The organism is Pseudomonas sp. AC016 (genome assembly GCF_979253365.1).
This window is the reverse complement of record NZ_CEEDCC010000001.1, coordinates 816,535-833,574: the sequence shown is the minus strand read 5'-3', so window position 1 is coordinate 833,574 and position 17,040 is coordinate 816,535. Positions and strand designations below refer to the sequence as shown.

Sequence of the window (17,040 nt, the reverse complement as noted above, 5' to 3'; positions counted from 1 at the left end):
TTTTCATGAGCATGACTTCAAAACAGACCCTGGTCCTGTGTGGCGCAGCCATCGTGCTCGCCGGTCTGGGCATCTACACACTGACCGGTGACAGCACGCGTCAGGCCACCAATGACGCATTCATCACCGCCGATTATTCGGTGGTCGCGCCCAAGGTATCGGGTTTCATCAGCCAGGTGCTGGTGGAAGACAACCAGTCGGTCAAGGCAGGGCAATTGCTGGCGGTGATTGATGACCGCGATGTGCAGACGGCGCTTGCTTCGGCAGAGGCGGGTGTAGCGACTGCAGCGGCGGAGCTGGAGCAGGTCACCGCGTTGTTGCAGCGTCAGACTGCGGTGATCGATCAGGCCAGGGCCGCGTTGACAGCTAGTACGGCAGCGGTGCGCTTTGCCGAACAGGAACGCGACCGCTACGAGCATCTGGCAGGTGCCGGTGCTGGCACGGTGCAGAACGCGCAGCAGGCGCGTAACCGGATCGACACGGCCAATGCCAACCACGCCAGTGCCAGTGCGTCACTGGTGGCCGAGCGCAAGCAGGTCGATATCCTGACGGCTCGCCAGCACAGCGCCGAAGCAGGCCTCAAGCATGCACAGGCCGCCCGTGATCAGGCGCAGTTGCAGGTGTCCTACACGCACATCGTTGCGCCCATTGACGGTGTCGTGGGCGAACGGGCAGTGCGCGTCGGTAACTACGTCAATCCCGGCAGCAAGCTGCTGTCAGTGGTGCCGCTCGCCAACGCCTACGTGGTGGGCAACTTTCAGGAAACCCAACTGACCCATGTGAGCGTAGGGCAATCAGTCGAGGTGCGTGTCGACACCTATCCCGACGAAGTCCTCAAGGCTCACGTACAGAGCATCGCCCCTGCCACCGGGGTGACCTTCGCAGCCGTACGGCCCGACAACGCCACCGGCAATTTCACCAAGGTCGTGCAGCGCATTCCAGTGAAGATCGTCCTCGATCCGGGACAACCGCTTGCGGCAAGGTTGAGGGTCGGGATGTCGGTGGACGCCAGTATCGACACGCAATCCCCATCCACCGAACAGCAAGTGGGTGCCTTGTGAACCGCATCGCTGCTGCGAGCAGCCTGGTGCTGCTGGCGAGTTTGTCGGGCTGCCAGGTCGGGCAGGATTTCCAGCGCCCGCAAACCAGCGACGTGCAGTGGTTGCCGATTCAGGGAGAACAGGCAGTCAGCCATATTAATACCACCCCTTATAGCGCTCGATGGTGGGAGATATTCCGTGATCCCCAGTTGTCATCATTGATTGATCGAGCGGCGGCTTCCAACCTTGATCTGAAAATGGCGGAGGCGCGACTGGCGCAAAGCCGGGCGGCGCGTCAGGTGATCGCCGGCGAGCAAGTGCCCAGTGTGGATGGCAAGCTGGGTTACCAGCGCAAACGCAACAGCGCCGAGGGGTTGAACGATCCGTCGGGCAACGAGGGCAGAGCGGCGTTCAGTCAGTGGGACGGCGGCATCAATGTCAGCTGGGAAGTTGATTTGTGGGGGCGGGTCAAGCGCGAAGTCGAGGCCGCAGACGCCAATGTGGACGTTGCAGACAAAGACCGGCGCGCAGCCTTGCTGTCGCTTCAGGCGGAAGTAGCGAGGGACTATCTGCAGCTGCGTGGCACCCAGTCGGTCCTCGCCGTGACTCGACAGAACCTGCAATTGTCCCGCAGCAGCCTGGAGCTTTCGAAGGTCAGGCAGGGCAGTGGGGTGGCGACCAATCTGGATGTGGCTGAAGCCGCTGCGCAGGTATCGGCGGTCGAGTCCCGTCTTCCAGTACTTGAGCAGCGACAGGCCAGGCTGATCAATGCATTGAGCCTGTTGCTGGCGCAATCGCCCAGAGCCTTGCAGAGCGAGCTGGAAAAACCTGTGGAAATGGTTGCCGTGCCCGCCACTGTACCGGTGGGCCTGCCCTCCGAGCTGGCGCAGCGCCGCCCGGACATTCGCCGTGCCGAAGCGCGGCTGCATGCCGCGACCGCGAGCATTGGTGTCGCACAAGGCGATTTCTATCCACGCATCGTGCTGTCAGGCAACGTCGGTTTTCAGGCCCTGCAACTGTCTGACCTCGGTAGTTGGGGCTCACGCCAGTTCGGCATCGGCCCACAACTGAGCCTGCCGATTTTCGAAGGCGGTCGGTTGCGCGGCATGTTGCGTTTGCGCGAAGCCCAGGAGCAGGAAACAGCCCTGGCGTATCAGCAGACCGTGTTGCGCGCCTGGCAGGAAATCGACGACAGCATGAGTCTCTACAACGCCAGCCAGCTTCAGCAGCGCAAACTGGACGAAGCGGTGCGCCAGAATCGTATCGCGCTGGACACCGCCAAGCGGCAATACGCAGAAGGTGTGGTGGATTTTCTCAACGTCCTCACGGTGCAGCGCACCCTGTTGGACATCGAGGAACAGTGGGTCCAGAGTTCGACCACTCAGGCCCAGGCGCTGGTCGGGCTGTACAGCGCGCTGGGCGGTGGCTGGTAGGTCAGGCCTTGGCGGCTTCTTCCTCGTCGAGTCGGTCGGCCTCGAACAACTGGGCCAGCTCGACCCTGGCCTCGCGGGCGGTTTGCAGCACTTTTGCTTCGTCGTCGTAGATCTCGTGCTGCGCGGCGAGCACCTGTTCATCGTGACGCTTGAAACGACTGATGCGCGCATCGGCCTGCGCCTCGCTCAAACCCAGCCCCAGCAGGGTCTGTCGCGACATTTCAAGGCTTGAGTAGAAGGTCTCACGCACTGCATGTGCACCGGCGTCCATCAGCTTGTGAACGTGCTGGCGGTTGCGGGCACGAGCGATGATCTTCATGTGCGGATACAGCTTGTTGATCAGTTCAGCCGTCTTGATGTTGATGTCCGGGTCATCAGTGGCAATGATGAAGAACTCGGCGTCCTGGACCTTGGCCGCTCTGAGGATTTCCGGACGCAACGGGTCGCCGTAGAAGACTGGCACGTTGCCGAAGCTGCGAGAGAATTCGATGGACTCCACTGCAGTGTCCAAAGCAATGAACGGGATTTTCTGCGCACGCAGGATACGCGCAACGATCTGGCCCATCCGGCCCATGCCGGCGATGACCACGCGCGGCTTGTCGGTCTGGATGTCGCGGTACTCTTCCGGTACTTCCACCACTTTGGCCTTGGGCTTGATCCAGCGCGCCAGTGCGATGAACAGCAGCGGGGTGATCGCCATCGACAGAGTGATGGTCAGCACCAGCATGTCATAGAGGCCTGCTTCAAACAGTCCCTGAGCGCTGCCGATCTTGAACACCACGAAGGCGAACTCACCGCCCGCTGCCAGCACCAGACCCAGGCGCAATGCGCTGCGCTTGCTCAGGCCACCTGCGGTGCGGCCAATGATGAACAACAGCGGCAACTTGATTGCGACCAGCAACACAGTGAGGCCAAGCACCACCAGCGGCGCGCTGAACAGCAGGCCGATGTTGGCGCCCATGCCGACACTGATGAAGAACAGCCCCAGCAGCAAACCCTTGAACGGTTCGATCTGAGCTTCCAGTTCGTGTCGGTATTCGGAGTCGGCGAGCAGCAGGCCTGCCAGAAAAGCGCCCAGCGCCATGGACACACCGACCAGTTCCATCAACCACGCTGTGCCGATCACCACCAGCAACGCAGTAGCGGTCGACACTTCCTGAATGCGGGTCTTGGCCACGATGCGAAACACCGGGCGCAGCAAGTAACGTCCGCCCACGACCACGATGGCGATGCTGCCCAGTACGCGCAGACCATGGTTGATACTTTCCTGAGTGCTGGTCGCATGGTCCCCACCGGCCAGAAATGGCACCAGCGCGATCAGCGGAATGGCTGCAATGTCCTGAAACAGCAGAATGGCAAACGCCGTACGCCCATGCGGGCTGTTCAGTTCCTTACGCTCGGCCAGACTCTGCAGGCCGAAAGCCGTGGAGGACAGTGCCAGACCAAGGCCCAGCACAATCGCGGTGTTCATCGATTGTCCGAACGCAACCAGGGCAACTGCGCCGATGACCAGGCCGGTCAGCAATACTTGCGCCGTGCCCACGCCGAACACTGCCTTGCGCATCACCCATAAACGCTTTGGCGACAGCTCAAGACCAATAATGAACAGCAGTAATACCACCCCAAGTTCCGAAATATGACTGACACTCTCCGTATCTCCTATCAACCCCAGCACCGATGGGCCGATCACGACGCCAGCGGCCAGATAACCAATCACGGCACCCAGCTTCAGGCGCTTGGCCAATGGCACGGCGATGACGGCGGCGAACAGAAATACCACTGCGGCCTGCAGCAGGCTGCCTTCATGGGGCATGTGAAACTCCTTGGCAATGACAGGAAACGATTTGAAACAGGCCCGCATTAAACCACGTGAGTTTTTCACGGCAACGCTGAATCCGGCATGACGAACATCAATCGCATTGATGTTTGCACGCAGGATCGTAGAAAGGGGAGGTGGTAAGTCGCCGGGACGTATTCCGTCCATGCCATTGGTCATGCATCAGCGTAAGATGTCGGCGCATTTGCACCGCGCCAATGCCGTTCATGACGTAATCAGGAAAACCGAAATGACCAACAAGCAGCGTTTGATTTACTCGATTCTGATCGCTCTGAGTGTGCTGGCGATCATGCTGGGCCTTTCGCATTTGCAGAACAGTGGTGTGATCAGCGAGAAGACCTTTCAGTACATCGCCATCGGCGTTGCTGTGCTGGTTGTGGTGCTCAACGGGATCATGCGCCGCAAGGTCAGGCGCTGAGTTTCACGGGGCGTCGGATTATCTGCCCGACTCGCCCAGCCATTCCATTGCACGAGGATGCAGGCTGTATGTCTTGTCCTCGTTGAGATGGATGACGCCTTCATCGCAAAGACGCTTGAGCACCTCGCGTACGCTGAGGAATGACAGCGGCACGTCCAGCCTGAGCAGTTGACTGTGCACACCTCGCACGCCGAGCGACTGACCGCTTTCGTTCGACACCAGCAGTGCATCCAGCACCTTGAGTCTGACCAGACTGGTGCGCAGGCCGAAGCTCTTGAGTAGCAGCCGGATGTGATCATTGCCCGGACGCTCGATCTCTCCCGCAGGCGATTGGACCTGGGTCTGCGCCTGCGCAGAAATGGCCGTCTGCCTGAGCATCGTACGGGTCGTTGTTCCTTGACGATTGAACATGCGCAAATTCCTTTTCAGGCTTTTAAACAAAATCTCATCTATAAGACGAACGAGCGGCGCAAAACCTCAGGTGCGAACGCAAAAAAAAGCAGAGAGTTGCACGACGGGCCGGATTACCTGCGTACAAAGTCGCGAAAACAGCGGCGTCGAGCACGGATGACTTCAGGCGGAAGGGATGTTTCAGGATGTAAGATCAGCGCCGTCTCGGGACACGAGTCAGCCTTTGGGTGAGTTGGGGCCACGTTTGTTCAGGACCGGATTTCCGTTCTGGTTCTGCGTCACATAAACCGGCAATACCTTGGGCAGTGACGTGAGCAGGCCCGAGATGTCTCGGGTGTTGTAGGTGCCGCCAAGACGAATCGCACCGGTGGCATTGTCCGCCAGCAGGATCGGCGTCTGCAGGTAACGGTTGATCATCGGCAATGCCTGGCTCAACGGCAGATCATTGAAGATCAGCTTGCCGTTGCGCCACGCCAGACTGGTGTTGTCGGCGCCGACATGACTGATGCCGGGGCGGTTATCACCGGTTTTGTAAGTGGCTTGCATACCGGGGGCCAGTTGATCGCTGAAGTCAGGTTGCGAGCGATCGCTGCTGACCTGTACCGACCCCTCGACCAGCGTTACCCGAACCTGATCCTGATAGGTCCACACATTGAAGCGCGTGCCGGTCACCTTGATGCTTCCTGCGCCGGCGTCCACGACGAAAGGGTGGGTGAGGTCGTGGCTGACTTCGAAAAATGCTTCGCCTTTTTTCAACGTAACGCTGCGGCGGTCCTTGTAATTGGCGTAGGTCAGTTCTGTGCCCAGGTCCATTTCCACGCGGCTGCCGTCGTCCATGGTGATGAGACGAGTAGCATTGGTCGTGGTGTAGGTTTCGTACGCGTTGGGAATCAGTCCCTGGTTCCAGCCGATGTAGCCAGCCACCGGTAAAGCCAGTGCCGCAACCGTCGCAGCCACGGCCAGCTGACGCCAATTGCGCCTGCGTCGTGGCAAGGCACCAGGCGCTGCAGTTGCGCTCGATACGACGGGCGAGGGCGGCGGATTGACGGGTTCCAGCTGTCCCGACATCTCCCAGATATCCCGCATTGCCTCAAACTCGGTCGCATGCAGCGGATGAGCCTTGATCCACTGATCGAACAGCTTTCGTTCGGCAGGCGAGCAGTCGTCAGCGTGCAGTCGCATGCACCAGTGCGCCGCGGCATCGGTGATCTGCTCGTATTCTGCTTCGCTGAGGCTAGGCTCGTTCATGGACTCTCCGTTACTGACCGCTGGCGCATTCTACCCCCGGATAGGAGAGGGAGAGAACATTGGACCGTTACGATGTATCAATCCCGGCTTAATTCTTCGTGAATGTGATCGGCTCTCATTGATGTATCGGGCTGCGGGAGTGTTTCTGGAATGCGCTTGGCGCTACTCTTGATCACAACCCAATACCTGCCCTGACCGTCATGATCCGGAGTTCCAGATGCACGCCGCTCACCCTGATGACTCGACCCGAACCCTTTCCCTTGCGCAACTGACCGAGCTGTTACAACGAATCTTTCTGGCCCATGGCACGTCGCTGGATGTGGCGACTGTTCTTGCTGAAAACTGCGCCAGCGCCCAGCGGGACGGTTCGCACAGTCACGGCATCTTTCGTATTCCGGGGTATCTTTCTTCGCTGGCCAGCGGTTGGGTGGACGGCAAGGCGGTGCCGGTTGTGAAGGATGTCGCACCTGCGTTCGTGAGGGTCGACGCGGCCAACGGCTTTGCCCAGCCCGCGCTCGCGGCGGCGCGGCCGTTGCTGATCGACAAGGCGCGCAGCGCAGGTATTGCGATTCTGGCCATCCGAAACTCTCATCATTTCGCCGCGCTGTGGCCGGACGTCGAGCCGTTCGCCGAGCAGGGGCTGGTAGCCCTGAGCATGGTCAACAGCATGACTTGCGTTGTGCCGCACGGTGCGCAGAAGCCGTTGTTCGGAACCAACCCCATCGCGTTCGCAGCGCCTCGCCATGAGTCGACGCCATTGGTTTTCGATCTGGCGACCAGTGCCATGGCCCATGGCGATGTGCAGATCGCAGCGCGCGAAGGCCGTCTGTTACCCGAAGGGGTGGGTGTGGATCGCGAGGGACAGGCGACCTGTGACCCCAAGGCGATTCTGGATGGCGGGGCGCTGCTGCCGTTTGGCGGGCACAAGGGTTCGGCATTGTCGATGATGGTCGAACTGCTGGCGGCAGGTTTGACCGGCGGAAATTTTTCGTTCGAGTTCGACTGGTCGAAGCATCCCGGTGCGCAAACGCCCTGGACCGGCCAGTTGCTGATTGTCATCGATCCCGACAAGGGCAGTGGCCAGTCCTTTGCGCAACGCAGCGAGGTCCTTGTGCAGCAGCTTCATGGTGTCGGTCAGGCGCGTATGCCGGGTGATCGTCGTTACGCTGAGCGAGCCAGATCGATGGCGAATGGCATCGAAATGAACGCCAGCGATGTGATGCGCCTGCAGGCACTGGCAGAGAATGACCATTCGTCGTAACCGGGCTTGTATTAGCCTTTGGATCTAAATACTGTATGCATAACCAGTAAAGAAAAAGAGGTGTTCCATGTCCCTGAAGTCAGCGCATAGCCCGGTTGCCCATCAGCTTCGTACCGGTACGTCGGTCAACGAAATGCAGCGTGAAGATTTTCTGGCTCTGGCCGCAGCACTGCGCCAGTTCAATGCGTACGAGGCTCAAGTGTCCATGGTCGTCGCAGCTGCTCAAGCAGGTGGTGATTACCGTGAAAGCCGCGCGAGTGAATAAAACCCGATAACTCAACATTATTAATGGATGCAGCGTATCGTGATGGATGCAATTCCGCCTCAGGTGCATCCATATGAAAGATTTCGGCGCGCGACTGAAAGAAGAGCGCCAGGCATTGGGGCTATCGCAACACAGATTTGCCGCCATTGGTGGTGTCGAGGCCAATGCCCAGGGCAAATACGAAAACGGTAAGCGCATGCCGCGTTCCACTTATCTGGTGGCGCTGAGCGAGAAAGGAGTCGACGTGCTCTATGTGCTGTGCGGCAAAAGATTACCGGTCTGCATTGACTCACTCTCGACTGCCGAGAAAGACATCATCCTGCGCTTCAGATCGCTGAGCAGCGTTGACCAGAGCGCGATCAGTCAGTTGGCATTGTCGCTATGCAAGCGTCTTGACTGATCACCTGATACGCCAGTCCTGTTGCTTGTGAATATACGAAACGTATATGCTTCGTATATTCAAAGTGAGGTGAACCATGGGCCTGGTCAAAATTTCCGAACACATGCACGCGGATCTGCGCTGCGCCAGTGTTGCGTTGAGTCGTTCCATCAATGCTCAGGCGGAGCACTGGATGCGCATCGGCATGCTCGCAGAGCTGCACCCGACGTTGGACTACAGCGAGATCTGTCAGATGCTGATTCGTCTCGAAGACGCTGACGGTACTGTGCTGTCGACTCAATCCTTCAAGCTGACCGAACTGTCGAAGGCGGCCTCATGAGCGGCGGTATCAGTCTCAAGACCGAGCAAGATCTCGTTCAGTTGCGCATCGCCGGCAGACTCGCGGCGGATGTGCTCGCGATGATCACACCTTATGTAAAGGCAGGTGTCAGCACTGAAGCGCTGGACGACATCTGTAACGAATACATCGTCAAGGAACTCAAGGTGATTCCGGCCAACGTCGGGTATCACGGCTTTACCAAGACGACCTGCATTTCCCCGAATGCGGTGGTCTGCCATGGCATTCCGTCGGCATCCGACATCCTCAAGGATGGTGACATCGTCAATATCGACGTGGCCGTCATCAAGGACGGCTGGTACGGCGATACCAGCCGCATGTATCTGGTCGGTGAGGTCAGTCCGCTGGCCCGGCGTCTGGTCGAAACGACTTACGAAGCAACCCGTGCCGGGATTCATGCGGTGCGTCCGGGCGCTACGTTGGGCGATATCGGTTACGCGATCCAGAGCGTCGCTCATCGTGAAGGTTTCAGTGTGGTGCGCGAATACTGCGGGCATGGCATAGGACGCAAATACCATGAAGAGCCTCAGGTGCTGCATTACGGTACGCAGGGCAAAGGCCTGAAACTCAAGGAAGGCATGGTCTTCACCATTGAGCCGATGATCAACGCAGGCAAGGCGGGCACTCGCACATTGCCGGATGGCTGGACCGTCCTCACCAGCGACATGTCTCTGTCTGCACAATGGGAGCACATGGTTGCAGTCACCTCGACGGGCTTCGAGCTGCTGACGCCCTGGCCTGAAGGCACAGGTTCTTATCCCGCGATCTGAGTCGCATTACTGCCCAAAAAAACGACCTCCAGGTGAGGTCGTTTTTTTGTTGTGAGTCTTGCCAGTGCCGGGTCAGGTCTGCTCAGGCTGCGCACACCGCTTCCAGTGCACCTCGGTCACACCAAAACCCTGAGCCTGCAAGGTCGCCAGCCTCACAGGCCCGGCGGCGACATGATCGCTGACCGTACCGACACCTGCATGCAGCGTTGCGCAATGCAGCGCATCGCTCTGGCAAAGTTGAAGAGTCTGGTGAAGAAATGACCGGGTTTCACCCTTGAACCGATAGTGAATTTCAAATTCCGTTTGATTCATCATTACCTGCCTGCAAGGCGTAGACACTACGCCATCCTAAAATGAGTACGTGGGGTACTGGGCAGTTCGAAGCCGGGGACTGCTTCGACGCTGCAACATCATTTCGTGATCGATACAGGCGTGTACTGATAGACGTCGCCTTGATCGGACTGCTGTCTCAGAAGGGGAGGAAGGAGAATTACATCGTTTCGATTGCAAGTGAACAGTCGTCCGACAAGTGGCACTAAGCCATGCCCGTTCGCGTGTAAAAACGTTGCATAACAGCCCAAACGAAGGTGTTGCGGTTACAGGAGGTTCAACTGGCTGATCGGCTGACAATCAGCCAGGTGATGAATGCTAAAAGCGGTGCGAGTAATGCCACGCTTCCGACTACGAGCGCCCAGCCAAATGCGAACCCGCGTTCGCCTTTGAATCTGCCACCACTCAAGGCCTTGAGTATGCGTACACCGACACTGTGGGCCAGCAGGTTGAAGAGGGCGTCGAAAATCCCATCCAGCATAATCACGGTCACACTCCATGCGTTATCCAAGCCAGGCGTCGGGGGATTCTACTTTCAAGTCAGAGGCTGCATTGAAGAACTGAAAACCGCCCCCTCAATCCTCCTTGGGAACTGTCCAGAACAGCTGTACGCCGCCATCATCGCGCCAGGCGAGGGTAACGTTGTCGTTCTCGGCTATCTCTTCAAGCAACTGAGCCCAATCATCTTCTGATTCATCCTGCAGACGAAAGAGCAGGGCGGCTCTGGATTTCTGCGCAGTCGGCGAGTTGATGATCTTCTGTACCCGAATGCCCATGCGCTGATAGGAGTCTGGTGAGGAGGCCGCTGAGGATTGATTTGCCACGGAAAAAGTCCCTGAGTAAGCTGTACGTGCGTACAGTATTTCAGTGTAGGATCTTTAGCAACACTTACGTAGGTTAATGTTCCCGCCGTATCGCGATGCCTGTATCGTTTTGCCGACACAGTCTGATCTGTCCCCCAGGAGTGAACATGAACTTCAAATTGCTGGTGTTGCCTGCCGTGGTTGCGGCCTCTCTCATGCTGTCTGGATGCTCCACCCCGTCGGTCGTCACGTTGCAGGACGGAACGCAATACATCACCAAGGATGCGCCGAAGACCAAGAGCCGTGACGGCTTCTATGAGTTCGAAGATATTTCGGGCAAAACCATCCGCATCAAGGCCGACGAAGTGGCCACTGTCCGCCCCGAAGAGTGAGACAGCGCTGCCCGGAGCAATCCTTCGGGCAGACTTCATTTCCCCGATTGACAAACCCCGCAACATTTTTCATAGTTCGCTTCTCGCAAACGTTTGCGTATCGATCCTGCGGATTGATTCTGCGTCGTTCGCCCGAACAATAATCACAAGATCGGAGATGAACTCATGAAGCTGCCATTCGCTGGACGCCTGCTCGCTGTCGCCATGTTTTCTGCCCTTGCGGCAATCGTTCCCCTCTCTGCCGTACACGCTCAGACCCCTGAAAAGCCTAAAGTCGCGCTGGTCATGAAATCCCTGGCCAACGAATTCTTCCGGACTATGGAAGATGGTGCCAAGGCTTACCAGAAAGAACACGCCAGCGAGTTTGACCTTGTCTCCAACGGCATCAAGGATGAGTCCGATACCGCCAGCCAGATTCGTATCGTCGAACAGATGATCGTTTCCAAAGTCGATGCACTGGTCATTGCGCCTGCCGACTCGAAAGCGCTGGTGTCGGTCTTGAAGAAAGCCTCCGATGCCGGGATCAAGGTCGTCAACATTGATAACCAGCTCGACGCCGACGTACTCAAAAGCAAGAACCTGCAGATTCCGTTCGTAGGCCCGGATAACCGCAAGGGCGCTGCCCAGGTCGGTGATTATCTGGCGACCAAGCTGAAGGCAGGCGATGAAGTGGGCATCATCGAAGGTGTGCCGACCACCACCAACGCTCAGCAGCGTACGGCCGGTTTCCAGGACGCCATGGCCAAGGCGCAGATGAAAGTTGTGTCGGTGCAGTCCGGCAACTGGGAAATCGACAAGGGCAACGCCGTCGCGTCAGCCATGCTGAACGAATACCCGAACCTCAAGGCACTGCTGGCCGGCAATGACAGCATGGCACTGGGCGCCGTTTCTGCCGTACGTGCTGCAGGCAAGACTGGCAAGGTGATGGTGGTGGGTTACGACAACATCAACGCCATCAAGCCGATGCTCAAGGACGGTCGAATCCTCGCCACCGCCGATCAGTACGCTGCCAGGCAGGCCGTGTTCGGGATCGAAGCGGCGCTCAAGGCCGTCAAGGGCGAGAAGGTCGACACAAACGAGAAGGGCGTTATCGAAACGCCGGTCGAACTCGTTACCCAACCTTGATCCACACCGAGTGAAAGGCGTCTGCCCGAACAGGGCAGGCGCTGGGAGAAATGTATGTCAGCGTCTGCTCAGACGGCTGTTCTTTCGGTCAGTGGCATTGGTAAAACCTACGCTCAACCCGTGCTTGGCGATGTCGACCTGACGTTGATGCGCGGTGAAGTGCTGGCCCTGACCGGGGAAAACGGTGCCGGAAAAAGCACCTTGTCAAAGATCATCGGCGGGCTGGTCACGCCCACCACCGGCAGCATGCAATTTCAGGGGCAGCCCTACCAGCCAGCCAATCGTACCCAGGCCGAAAAGCTCGGCGTGCGTATGGTCATGCAGGAGCTGAACCTGCTGCCAACCCTGACCGTTGCCGAAAACCTGTTTCTGGACGATCTGCCACGCCGCGCGGGCTGGATCGATCGCAAGCGCCTGCGTGAAAACGCCATCAAGGCCATGGCCCAGGTTGGGCTGGACGCGATTGACCCGGACACGCTGGTTGGCGATCTGGGCATCGGGCATCAGCAGATGGTTGAGATCGCCCGTAACCTCGCAGGCGACTGCCACGTGCTGATTCTCGACGAGCCGACGGCAATGCTGACCTCGCGTGAAGTCGAAATGCTGTTTGAGCAGATCACACGGTTGCAGGCTCGTGGCGTCTCGATCATCTACATTTCCCATCGCCTGGAAGAACTGGCCAGAGTGTCGCAGCGCATCGCCGTGTTGCGTGATGGCAAGCTGGTTTGCGTTGAGCCGATTTCCCGTTACAACAGCGAGCAACTGGTCACCCTGATGGTGGGGCGCGAACTGGGCGAACACATGGACATGGGCGCCCGGCAGATCGGCGAAGTCGCACTGTCGGTCAAATCGCTCAACCGCAAGGGCAAGGTCCAGGATGTCTCGTTCGATGTTCGTCGTGGCGAAATCTTTGGTATCTCCGGGCTGATCGGCGCGGGGCGTACCGAGCTGCTGCGTTTGATCTACGGCGCCGACATTGCCGACAGTGGCACGATTGAAGTGGGCCAGCCATTACAGGCCGTCACCATTCGTTCGCCTGCCGATGCGGTCGAGCATGGCATTGCCTTGATCACGGAAGACCGCAAGAGCGAAGGCTTGCTGATGTCGCAATCGATCAGCGCCAACATCGCGCTGGGCAACATGAAAGCCATTTCCAGCGCAGGCATCGTCAATGCCGCTGACGAGCTCAAGCTCGCACAGCGTCAGGTGGACGCCATGCGTATTCGCAGCTCCAGCCCGACCCAATTGGTGTCGGAACTGTCCGGCGGCAATCAGCAGAAAGTGGTGATCGGCCGCTGGCTGGAGCGCGACTGCCCGGTCATGTTGTTCGACGAGCCAACACGAGGCATCGACGTCGGCGCCAAATTCGACATCTACGCGCTGCTCGGCGAACTGACCCGTCAGGGCAGGGCGCTGGTGGTGGTTTCCAGTGATCTGCGCGAACTGATGCTGATCTGTGATCGCATCGGCGTGCTGTCGGCCGGTCGCCTGATCGATACGTTCGAACGCGACAGCTGGAGTCAGGACCAATTGCTGGCCGCAGCCTTTGCCGGTTATCAGAAACGTGATGCGCTGCTCAACGATGCAGCGCCCAGGAACGAGCCATGAAAAACGACACATCCCCGACGCTGACACTGCCGGCCCGTCGCGGCGGCACTTATTTCGGCCTGGGCACTTACCTGGGACTGGCGGGCGCCTTGCTGGCGATGATCGTCCTGTTCTCGCTGCTCAGTGACCATTTCCTGTCGTACCAGACCTTCAGCACCCTGGCCAACCAGATTCCTGACCTGATGGTGCTGTCTGTCGGCATGACCCTGATTCTGATCATCGGCGGCATCGACCTGTCGGTGGGCTCGGTATTGGCATTGGCTGCAGCCGCGGTCAGCGTGGCTGTTCTGGGCTGGGGCTGGAGTGTGTTTCCGGCCGCGTTGCTGGGCATTGCCTGCGCAACACTGGCGGGCACCATCACCGGTTCTATCACCGTCGCATGGCGCATCCCGTCATTCATCGTCTCGCTGGGCGTGCTGGAAATGGCCCGTGGTGTGGCTTATCAGATGACTGACTCGCGCACGGCCTACATCGGTGATTCGTTCGCCTGGCTGTCCGATCCGGTGGCATTCGGTATTTCCCCGTCTTTCATTATTGCGCTGCTGGTGATCATCGTCGCTCAGGCTGTGCTGACCCGCACCGTCTTCGGTCGCTACCTGATCGGTATCGGCACCAACGAAGAAGCCGTGCGTCTGGCGGGTATCAATCCCAAGCCCTACAAGATCCTGGTGTTCTCGCTGATGGGGCTGCTGGCGGGCGTCGCGGCGCTGTTCCAGATATCACGACTGGAAGCGGCTGATCCAAATGCCGGTGCCGGGCTGGAATTGCAGGTGATCGCAGCTGTGGTCATTGGCGGTACCAGCCTGATGGGTGGGCGCGGTTCGATCATCAGCACATTCTTCGGCGTGCTGATCATTTCGGTGCTGGCCGCAGGCCTGGCGCAGATCGGCGCCACCGAACCCACCAAACGCATCATCACCGGCGCTGTGATCGTGATTGCCGTGGTGCTGGACACCTACCGCAGCAACCGGGCGCGGCGACAGGGCTGACATGGCAACCATCAAGGACGTAGCAGCACTGGCCGGGATTTCCTACACAACGGTTTCCCATGTGCTGAACAAGACCCGGCCGGTGAGCGAGCCGGTCCGGCTCAAGGTCGAGGCGGCCATCGCACAACTGGACTACGTGCCCAGTGCGGTGGCCCGTTCGCTCAAAGCCAAAAGTACGTCGACCATCGGCCTGTTGATTCCCAATGGCATGAACCCGTATTTCGCCGAGCTGGCCAGAGGCATCGAGGACTACTGCGAGCGCAACGGTTTCTGCGTGATTCTGTGCAACTCCGATGACAATCCCGAGAAGCAGCGCAGTTACCTGCGGGTTCTGCTGGAGAAGCGGGTAGACGGCCTGATCGTCTCATCGGTGGGCGCAGACGCGAGTGTTGCGGGAGGTCTTGCGGACGTTCGCACGCCGTTGGTCATCGTCGACCGCGAGCTGGAAAGTATCGAAGCCGACATGGTGCGTATTGATCACGAGCAGGGTGCCTGTCTGGCGACGCGTCATCTGCTCGATCTGGGGCATAAACGCATTGCCTGTATCGGTGGGCCTCGCAACAGCACGGTTGCCGAAATGCGTCTGGCAGGGTATCGGCGTGCGATGCAGGAGGCGTCTGTCAAAATTGATCCGCAGTGGGCCGTACACAGTGATTTCACCAGTTCGGCCGGATACGAGGCCGCAGGCGAACTGTTGGCCAGGCATCAGCCCACCGCGATCTTCGCCGGTAACGACGTCATCGCCATTGGTGTGCTGAGGGCTGCCGCCGAACGCAACATTGCTGTCCCGCAGCAATTGTCGGTCATCGGTTTCGATGACATCGAAATCAGCCGCTATGTCTATCCCGCACTCACCACCGTGGGCCAGTCGATCATGCAACTGGGCGAAACGGCGGCGCAAATGCTCTTGTGCAGAATCGCTGCGCCTCATGCCTCGCCCGTCGAAAAGCGTCTGGTGACGCCTGTCGTCGTGGTGCGTGAATCCACGGCCGCACCCTACAACGCTCCTGATCAATGACGAGCACGCACAGTAACGAGTGAATGAGCCATGCAAGCAAAAATAGTGATAGTGGGCAGTCTCAATATGGATCTGGTGATCCGCGCCCAGCGTCTGCCGCGCCCTGGCGAAACACTGATCGGAGACAGTTTCGATACCGTTCCCGGTGGCAAGGGCGCCAACCAGGCGGTCGCCGCTGCACGTCTGGGCGCTGATGTTGCCATGATCGGTTGCGTGGGCGCCGATGCTTACGGAGAGCAATTGCGTGCTGCGCTGCTGGCCGAACAGATTGATTGCCAGGGGGTGACAGTGGTCGATGGCGTGCCCACCGGAATTGCCTCGATCGTGGTTGACGCCAACAGTCAGAATGCAATCGTCATCGTCGCGGGCGGCAATGGTCAACTGACGCCTGCGCTGATCGAGCGCTTCGACCCACTGCTCGCAGGTTCGGACATTGTCATCTGTCAGCTCGAAGTCCCGACCGAGACGGTCTTCCATACCTTGTCGCGTGCCCGTGAGCTGGGCAAGACCGTCATTCTGAACCCGGCGCCAGCCAGTGAGCCGCTGCCCGCCCACTGGTACAGCCTGATCGATTACCTGATTCCCAACGAAAGCGAAGCCCAGGCATTGTCCGGGATCAGCGTCGACTCGCCAGCCTCTGCGCAACAGGCGGCTCTGGCGCTGCTGGCAGCCGGTGCACGTAACGTGATCATCACGCTCGGTGAGCAGGGGACGTTGTTCGCCAGTGCCGCTGGCGTCGAGCATATTCCAACGCGTCGCGTTCAGGCCGTGGACACCACCGCTGCAGGTGATACCTTTGTCGGTGGTTTTGCAGCGGCGCTCGCCAGAGGGCAGAGCGAATCGCAGGCCATCCGCTTTGGTCAGGCTGCCGCAGCGCTGTCGGTCACCCGCGCAGGTGCGCAGCCGTCCATCCCGACGTTCGAGGAAGTACAAGGATTCAACCCGACATGAAAAAGACACCGCTACTCAATATCGCCCTGTCGCGCGTGATCGCATCGCTGGGGCACGGCGATATTCTGATGATTGTTGACGCTGGTATGCCGGTGCCGCCTGGCGTCGAGCTGATCGACCTGGCCCTGACCCGTGGCGTACCGGATTTCGTCAGCGTGCTGGATGTGGTGTTGAGCGAAATGCAGGTCGAAAGCCACGTGCTGGCAAATGAAATGGCTGAAATCAAGCCACCTGCGTTGCAGGTCATCGAGAGCCTGAACCTTGATGATCAATTGGGTCATCAGCGCTGGATCAGCCATGACGACCTGAAAATTCTGAGCCGCAAGGCCAAGGCCATCATCCGCACTGGCGAGTGCCAGCCCTACAGCAATGTGGCGCTGGTATCCGGGGTTGTGTTCTAGGCA

Annotated in this window: 21 protein-coding genes; 15 read left to right on the top strand and 6 right to left on the bottom strand. The window is 59.0% G+C overall.

Annotated elements, in window-relative coordinates:
- Positions 1–5 precede the first annotated feature (5 nt).
- Both AC0IXS_RS03560 and AC0IXS_RS03555 read left to right on the top strand, forming a co-directional pair.
- Complete coding sequence (locus tag AC0IXS_RS03560) at positions 6–1,061, top strand: HlyD family secretion protein (protein ID WP_122669268.1); 1,056 nt, start codon at positions 6–8, stop codon at positions 1,059–1,061.
- Positions 1,058–2,473, top strand: coding sequence for an efflux transporter outer membrane subunit (locus AC0IXS_RS03555; RefSeq protein ID WP_057408685.1), 1,416 nt, complete (start codon positions 1,058–1,060; stop codon positions 2,471–2,473). Before AC0IXS_RS03560 ends, AC0IXS_RS03555 begins: the two co-directional genes overlap by 4 nt.
- 1 nt (position 2,474) lies before the next feature.
- Here the strand turns inward: AC0IXS_RS03555 and AC0IXS_RS03550 are convergent, their stop codons facing one another.
- Positions 2,475–4,286, bottom strand: coding sequence for a monovalent cation:proton antiporter-2 (CPA2) family protein (locus AC0IXS_RS03550; protein ID WP_004886912.1), 1,812 nt, complete (start codon positions 4,284–4,286; stop codon positions 2,475–2,477).
- Between the two features lie 253 nt (positions 4,287–4,539).
- On the opposite strand from AC0IXS_RS03550, the gene AC0IXS_RS03545 reads away from it, so the two are divergent.
- A complete protein-coding gene (locus AC0IXS_RS03545; protein WP_043306424.1) occupies positions 4,540–4,728 on the top strand; it encodes a hypothetical protein in 189 nt (62 codons plus the stop codon).
- An 18-nt stretch (positions 4,729–4,746) separates the two neighbouring features.
- On the opposite strand, the gene AC0IXS_RS03540 is transcribed toward AC0IXS_RS03545, so the two are convergent.
- Both AC0IXS_RS03540 and AC0IXS_RS03535 read right to left on the bottom strand, forming a co-directional pair.
- A complete protein-coding gene (locus AC0IXS_RS03540) occupies positions 4,747–5,139 on the bottom strand; it encodes a hypothetical protein (protein ID WP_004886915.1) in 393 nt (130 codons plus the stop codon).
- A gap of 216 nt (positions 5,140–5,355) precedes the next feature.
- Positions 5,356–6,387 (bottom strand): FecR family protein, encoded by a 1,032-nt coding sequence (locus AC0IXS_RS03535; RefSeq protein WP_057408686.1) that lies wholly within the window; start codon positions 6,385–6,387, stop codon positions 5,356–5,358.
- Between the two features lie 217 nt (positions 6,388–6,604).
- On the opposite strand from AC0IXS_RS03535, the gene AC0IXS_RS03530 reads away from it, so the two are divergent.
- From AC0IXS_RS03530 to map, 5 genes are all read left to right on the top strand, one after another.
- A complete protein-coding gene (locus AC0IXS_RS03530; protein WP_057408687.1) occupies positions 6,605–7,648 on the top strand; it encodes an Ldh family oxidoreductase in 1,044 nt (347 codons plus the stop codon).
- Positions 7,649–7,715: 67 nt separating this feature from the next.
- Positions 7,716–7,913 (top strand): hypothetical protein, encoded by a 198-nt coding sequence (locus AC0IXS_RS03525; protein ID WP_004886920.1) that lies wholly within the window; start codon positions 7,716–7,718, stop codon positions 7,911–7,913.
- A gap of 73 nt (positions 7,914–7,986) precedes the next feature.
- Positions 7,987–8,313, top strand: a complete 327-nt coding sequence (locus tag AC0IXS_RS03520) for a helix-turn-helix domain-containing protein (protein ID WP_043306427.1) — start codon at positions 7,987–7,989, stop codon at positions 8,311–8,313.
- A gap of 76 nt (positions 8,314–8,389) precedes the next feature.
- Complete coding sequence (locus AC0IXS_RS03515) at positions 8,390–8,632, top strand: ParD-like family protein (RefSeq protein ID WP_004886923.1); 243 nt, start codon at positions 8,390–8,392, stop codon at positions 8,630–8,632.
- Positions 8,629–9,420, top strand: a complete 792-nt coding sequence (map, locus tag AC0IXS_RS03510) for a type I methionyl aminopeptidase (RefSeq protein ID WP_029243687.1) — start codon at positions 8,629–8,631, stop codon at positions 9,418–9,420. The genes AC0IXS_RS03515 and map overlap by 4 nt, the downstream gene beginning before the upstream one ends.
- Positions 9,421–9,492: 72 nt before the next feature.
- On the opposite strand, the gene AC0IXS_RS03505 is transcribed toward map, so the two are convergent.
- From AC0IXS_RS03505 to AC0IXS_RS03495, 3 genes are all read right to left on the bottom strand, one after another.
- On the bottom strand, positions 9,493–9,735 hold the full coding sequence (locus AC0IXS_RS03505; RefSeq protein ID WP_122689692.1) for a DUF6555 family protein: 243 nt from the start codon (positions 9,733–9,735) through the stop codon (positions 9,493–9,495).
- A gap of 292 nt (positions 9,736–10,027) precedes the next feature.
- On the bottom strand, positions 10,028–10,231 hold the full coding sequence (locus tag AC0IXS_RS03500) for a hypothetical protein (protein ID WP_235806239.1): 204 nt from the start codon (positions 10,229–10,231) through the stop codon (positions 10,028–10,030).
- A gap of 94 nt (positions 10,232–10,325) precedes the next feature.
- Positions 10,326–10,526 carry a DUF1654 domain-containing protein gene (locus AC0IXS_RS03495; RefSeq protein WP_043306431.1) on the bottom strand — a complete coding sequence of 67 codons (201 nt, stop codon included), beginning with the start codon at positions 10,524–10,526 and terminating at the stop codon, positions 10,326–10,328.
- A gap of 194 nt (positions 10,527–10,720) precedes the next feature.
- Between AC0IXS_RS03495 and AC0IXS_RS03490 the strand changes: the two genes are divergently transcribed.
- From AC0IXS_RS03490 to rbsD, 7 genes are all read left to right on the top strand, one after another.
- The gene (locus AC0IXS_RS03490) at positions 10,721–10,945 is read left to right on the top strand and encodes a YgdI/YgdR family lipoprotein (RefSeq protein ID WP_057408690.1); all 225 of its coding nucleotides are present in this window, start codon (positions 10,721–10,723) and stop codon (positions 10,943–10,945) included.
- Between the two features lie 165 nt (positions 10,946–11,110).
- On the top strand, positions 11,111–12,070 hold the full coding sequence (locus tag AC0IXS_RS03485) for a sugar ABC transporter substrate-binding protein (RefSeq protein WP_029243693.1): 960 nt from the start codon (positions 11,111–11,113) through the stop codon (positions 12,068–12,070).
- Positions 12,071–12,124: 54 nt separating this feature from the next.
- The gene (locus AC0IXS_RS03480; protein WP_025994988.1) at positions 12,125–13,678 is read left to right on the top strand and encodes a sugar ABC transporter ATP-binding protein; all 1,554 of its coding nucleotides are present in this window, start codon (positions 12,125–12,127) and stop codon (positions 13,676–13,678) included.
- The gene (locus tag AC0IXS_RS03475) at positions 13,675–14,667 is read left to right on the top strand and encodes an ABC transporter permease (protein WP_025994989.1); all 993 of its coding nucleotides are present in this window, start codon (positions 13,675–13,677) and stop codon (positions 14,665–14,667) included. The genes AC0IXS_RS03480 and AC0IXS_RS03475 overlap by 4 nt, the downstream gene beginning before the upstream one ends.
- 1 nt (position 14,668) lies before the next feature.
- A complete protein-coding gene (locus tag AC0IXS_RS03470; protein WP_471823775.1) occupies positions 14,669–15,685 on the top strand; it encodes a LacI family DNA-binding transcriptional regulator in 1,017 nt (338 codons plus the stop codon).
- A gap of 30 nt (positions 15,686–15,715) precedes the next feature.
- Positions 15,716–16,636: a ribokinase gene (rbsK, locus tag AC0IXS_RS03465; protein ID WP_471823773.1), complete on the top strand. Its 921-nt coding sequence runs from the start codon at positions 15,716–15,718 to the stop codon at positions 16,634–16,636.
- The gene (gene rbsD / locus AC0IXS_RS03460) at positions 16,633–17,037 is read left to right on the top strand and encodes a D-ribose pyranase (protein ID WP_004886940.1); all 405 of its coding nucleotides are present in this window, start codon (positions 16,633–16,635) and stop codon (positions 17,035–17,037) included. Before rbsK ends, rbsD begins: the two co-directional genes overlap by 4 nt.
- Positions 17,038–17,040: the final 3 nt, after the last annotated feature.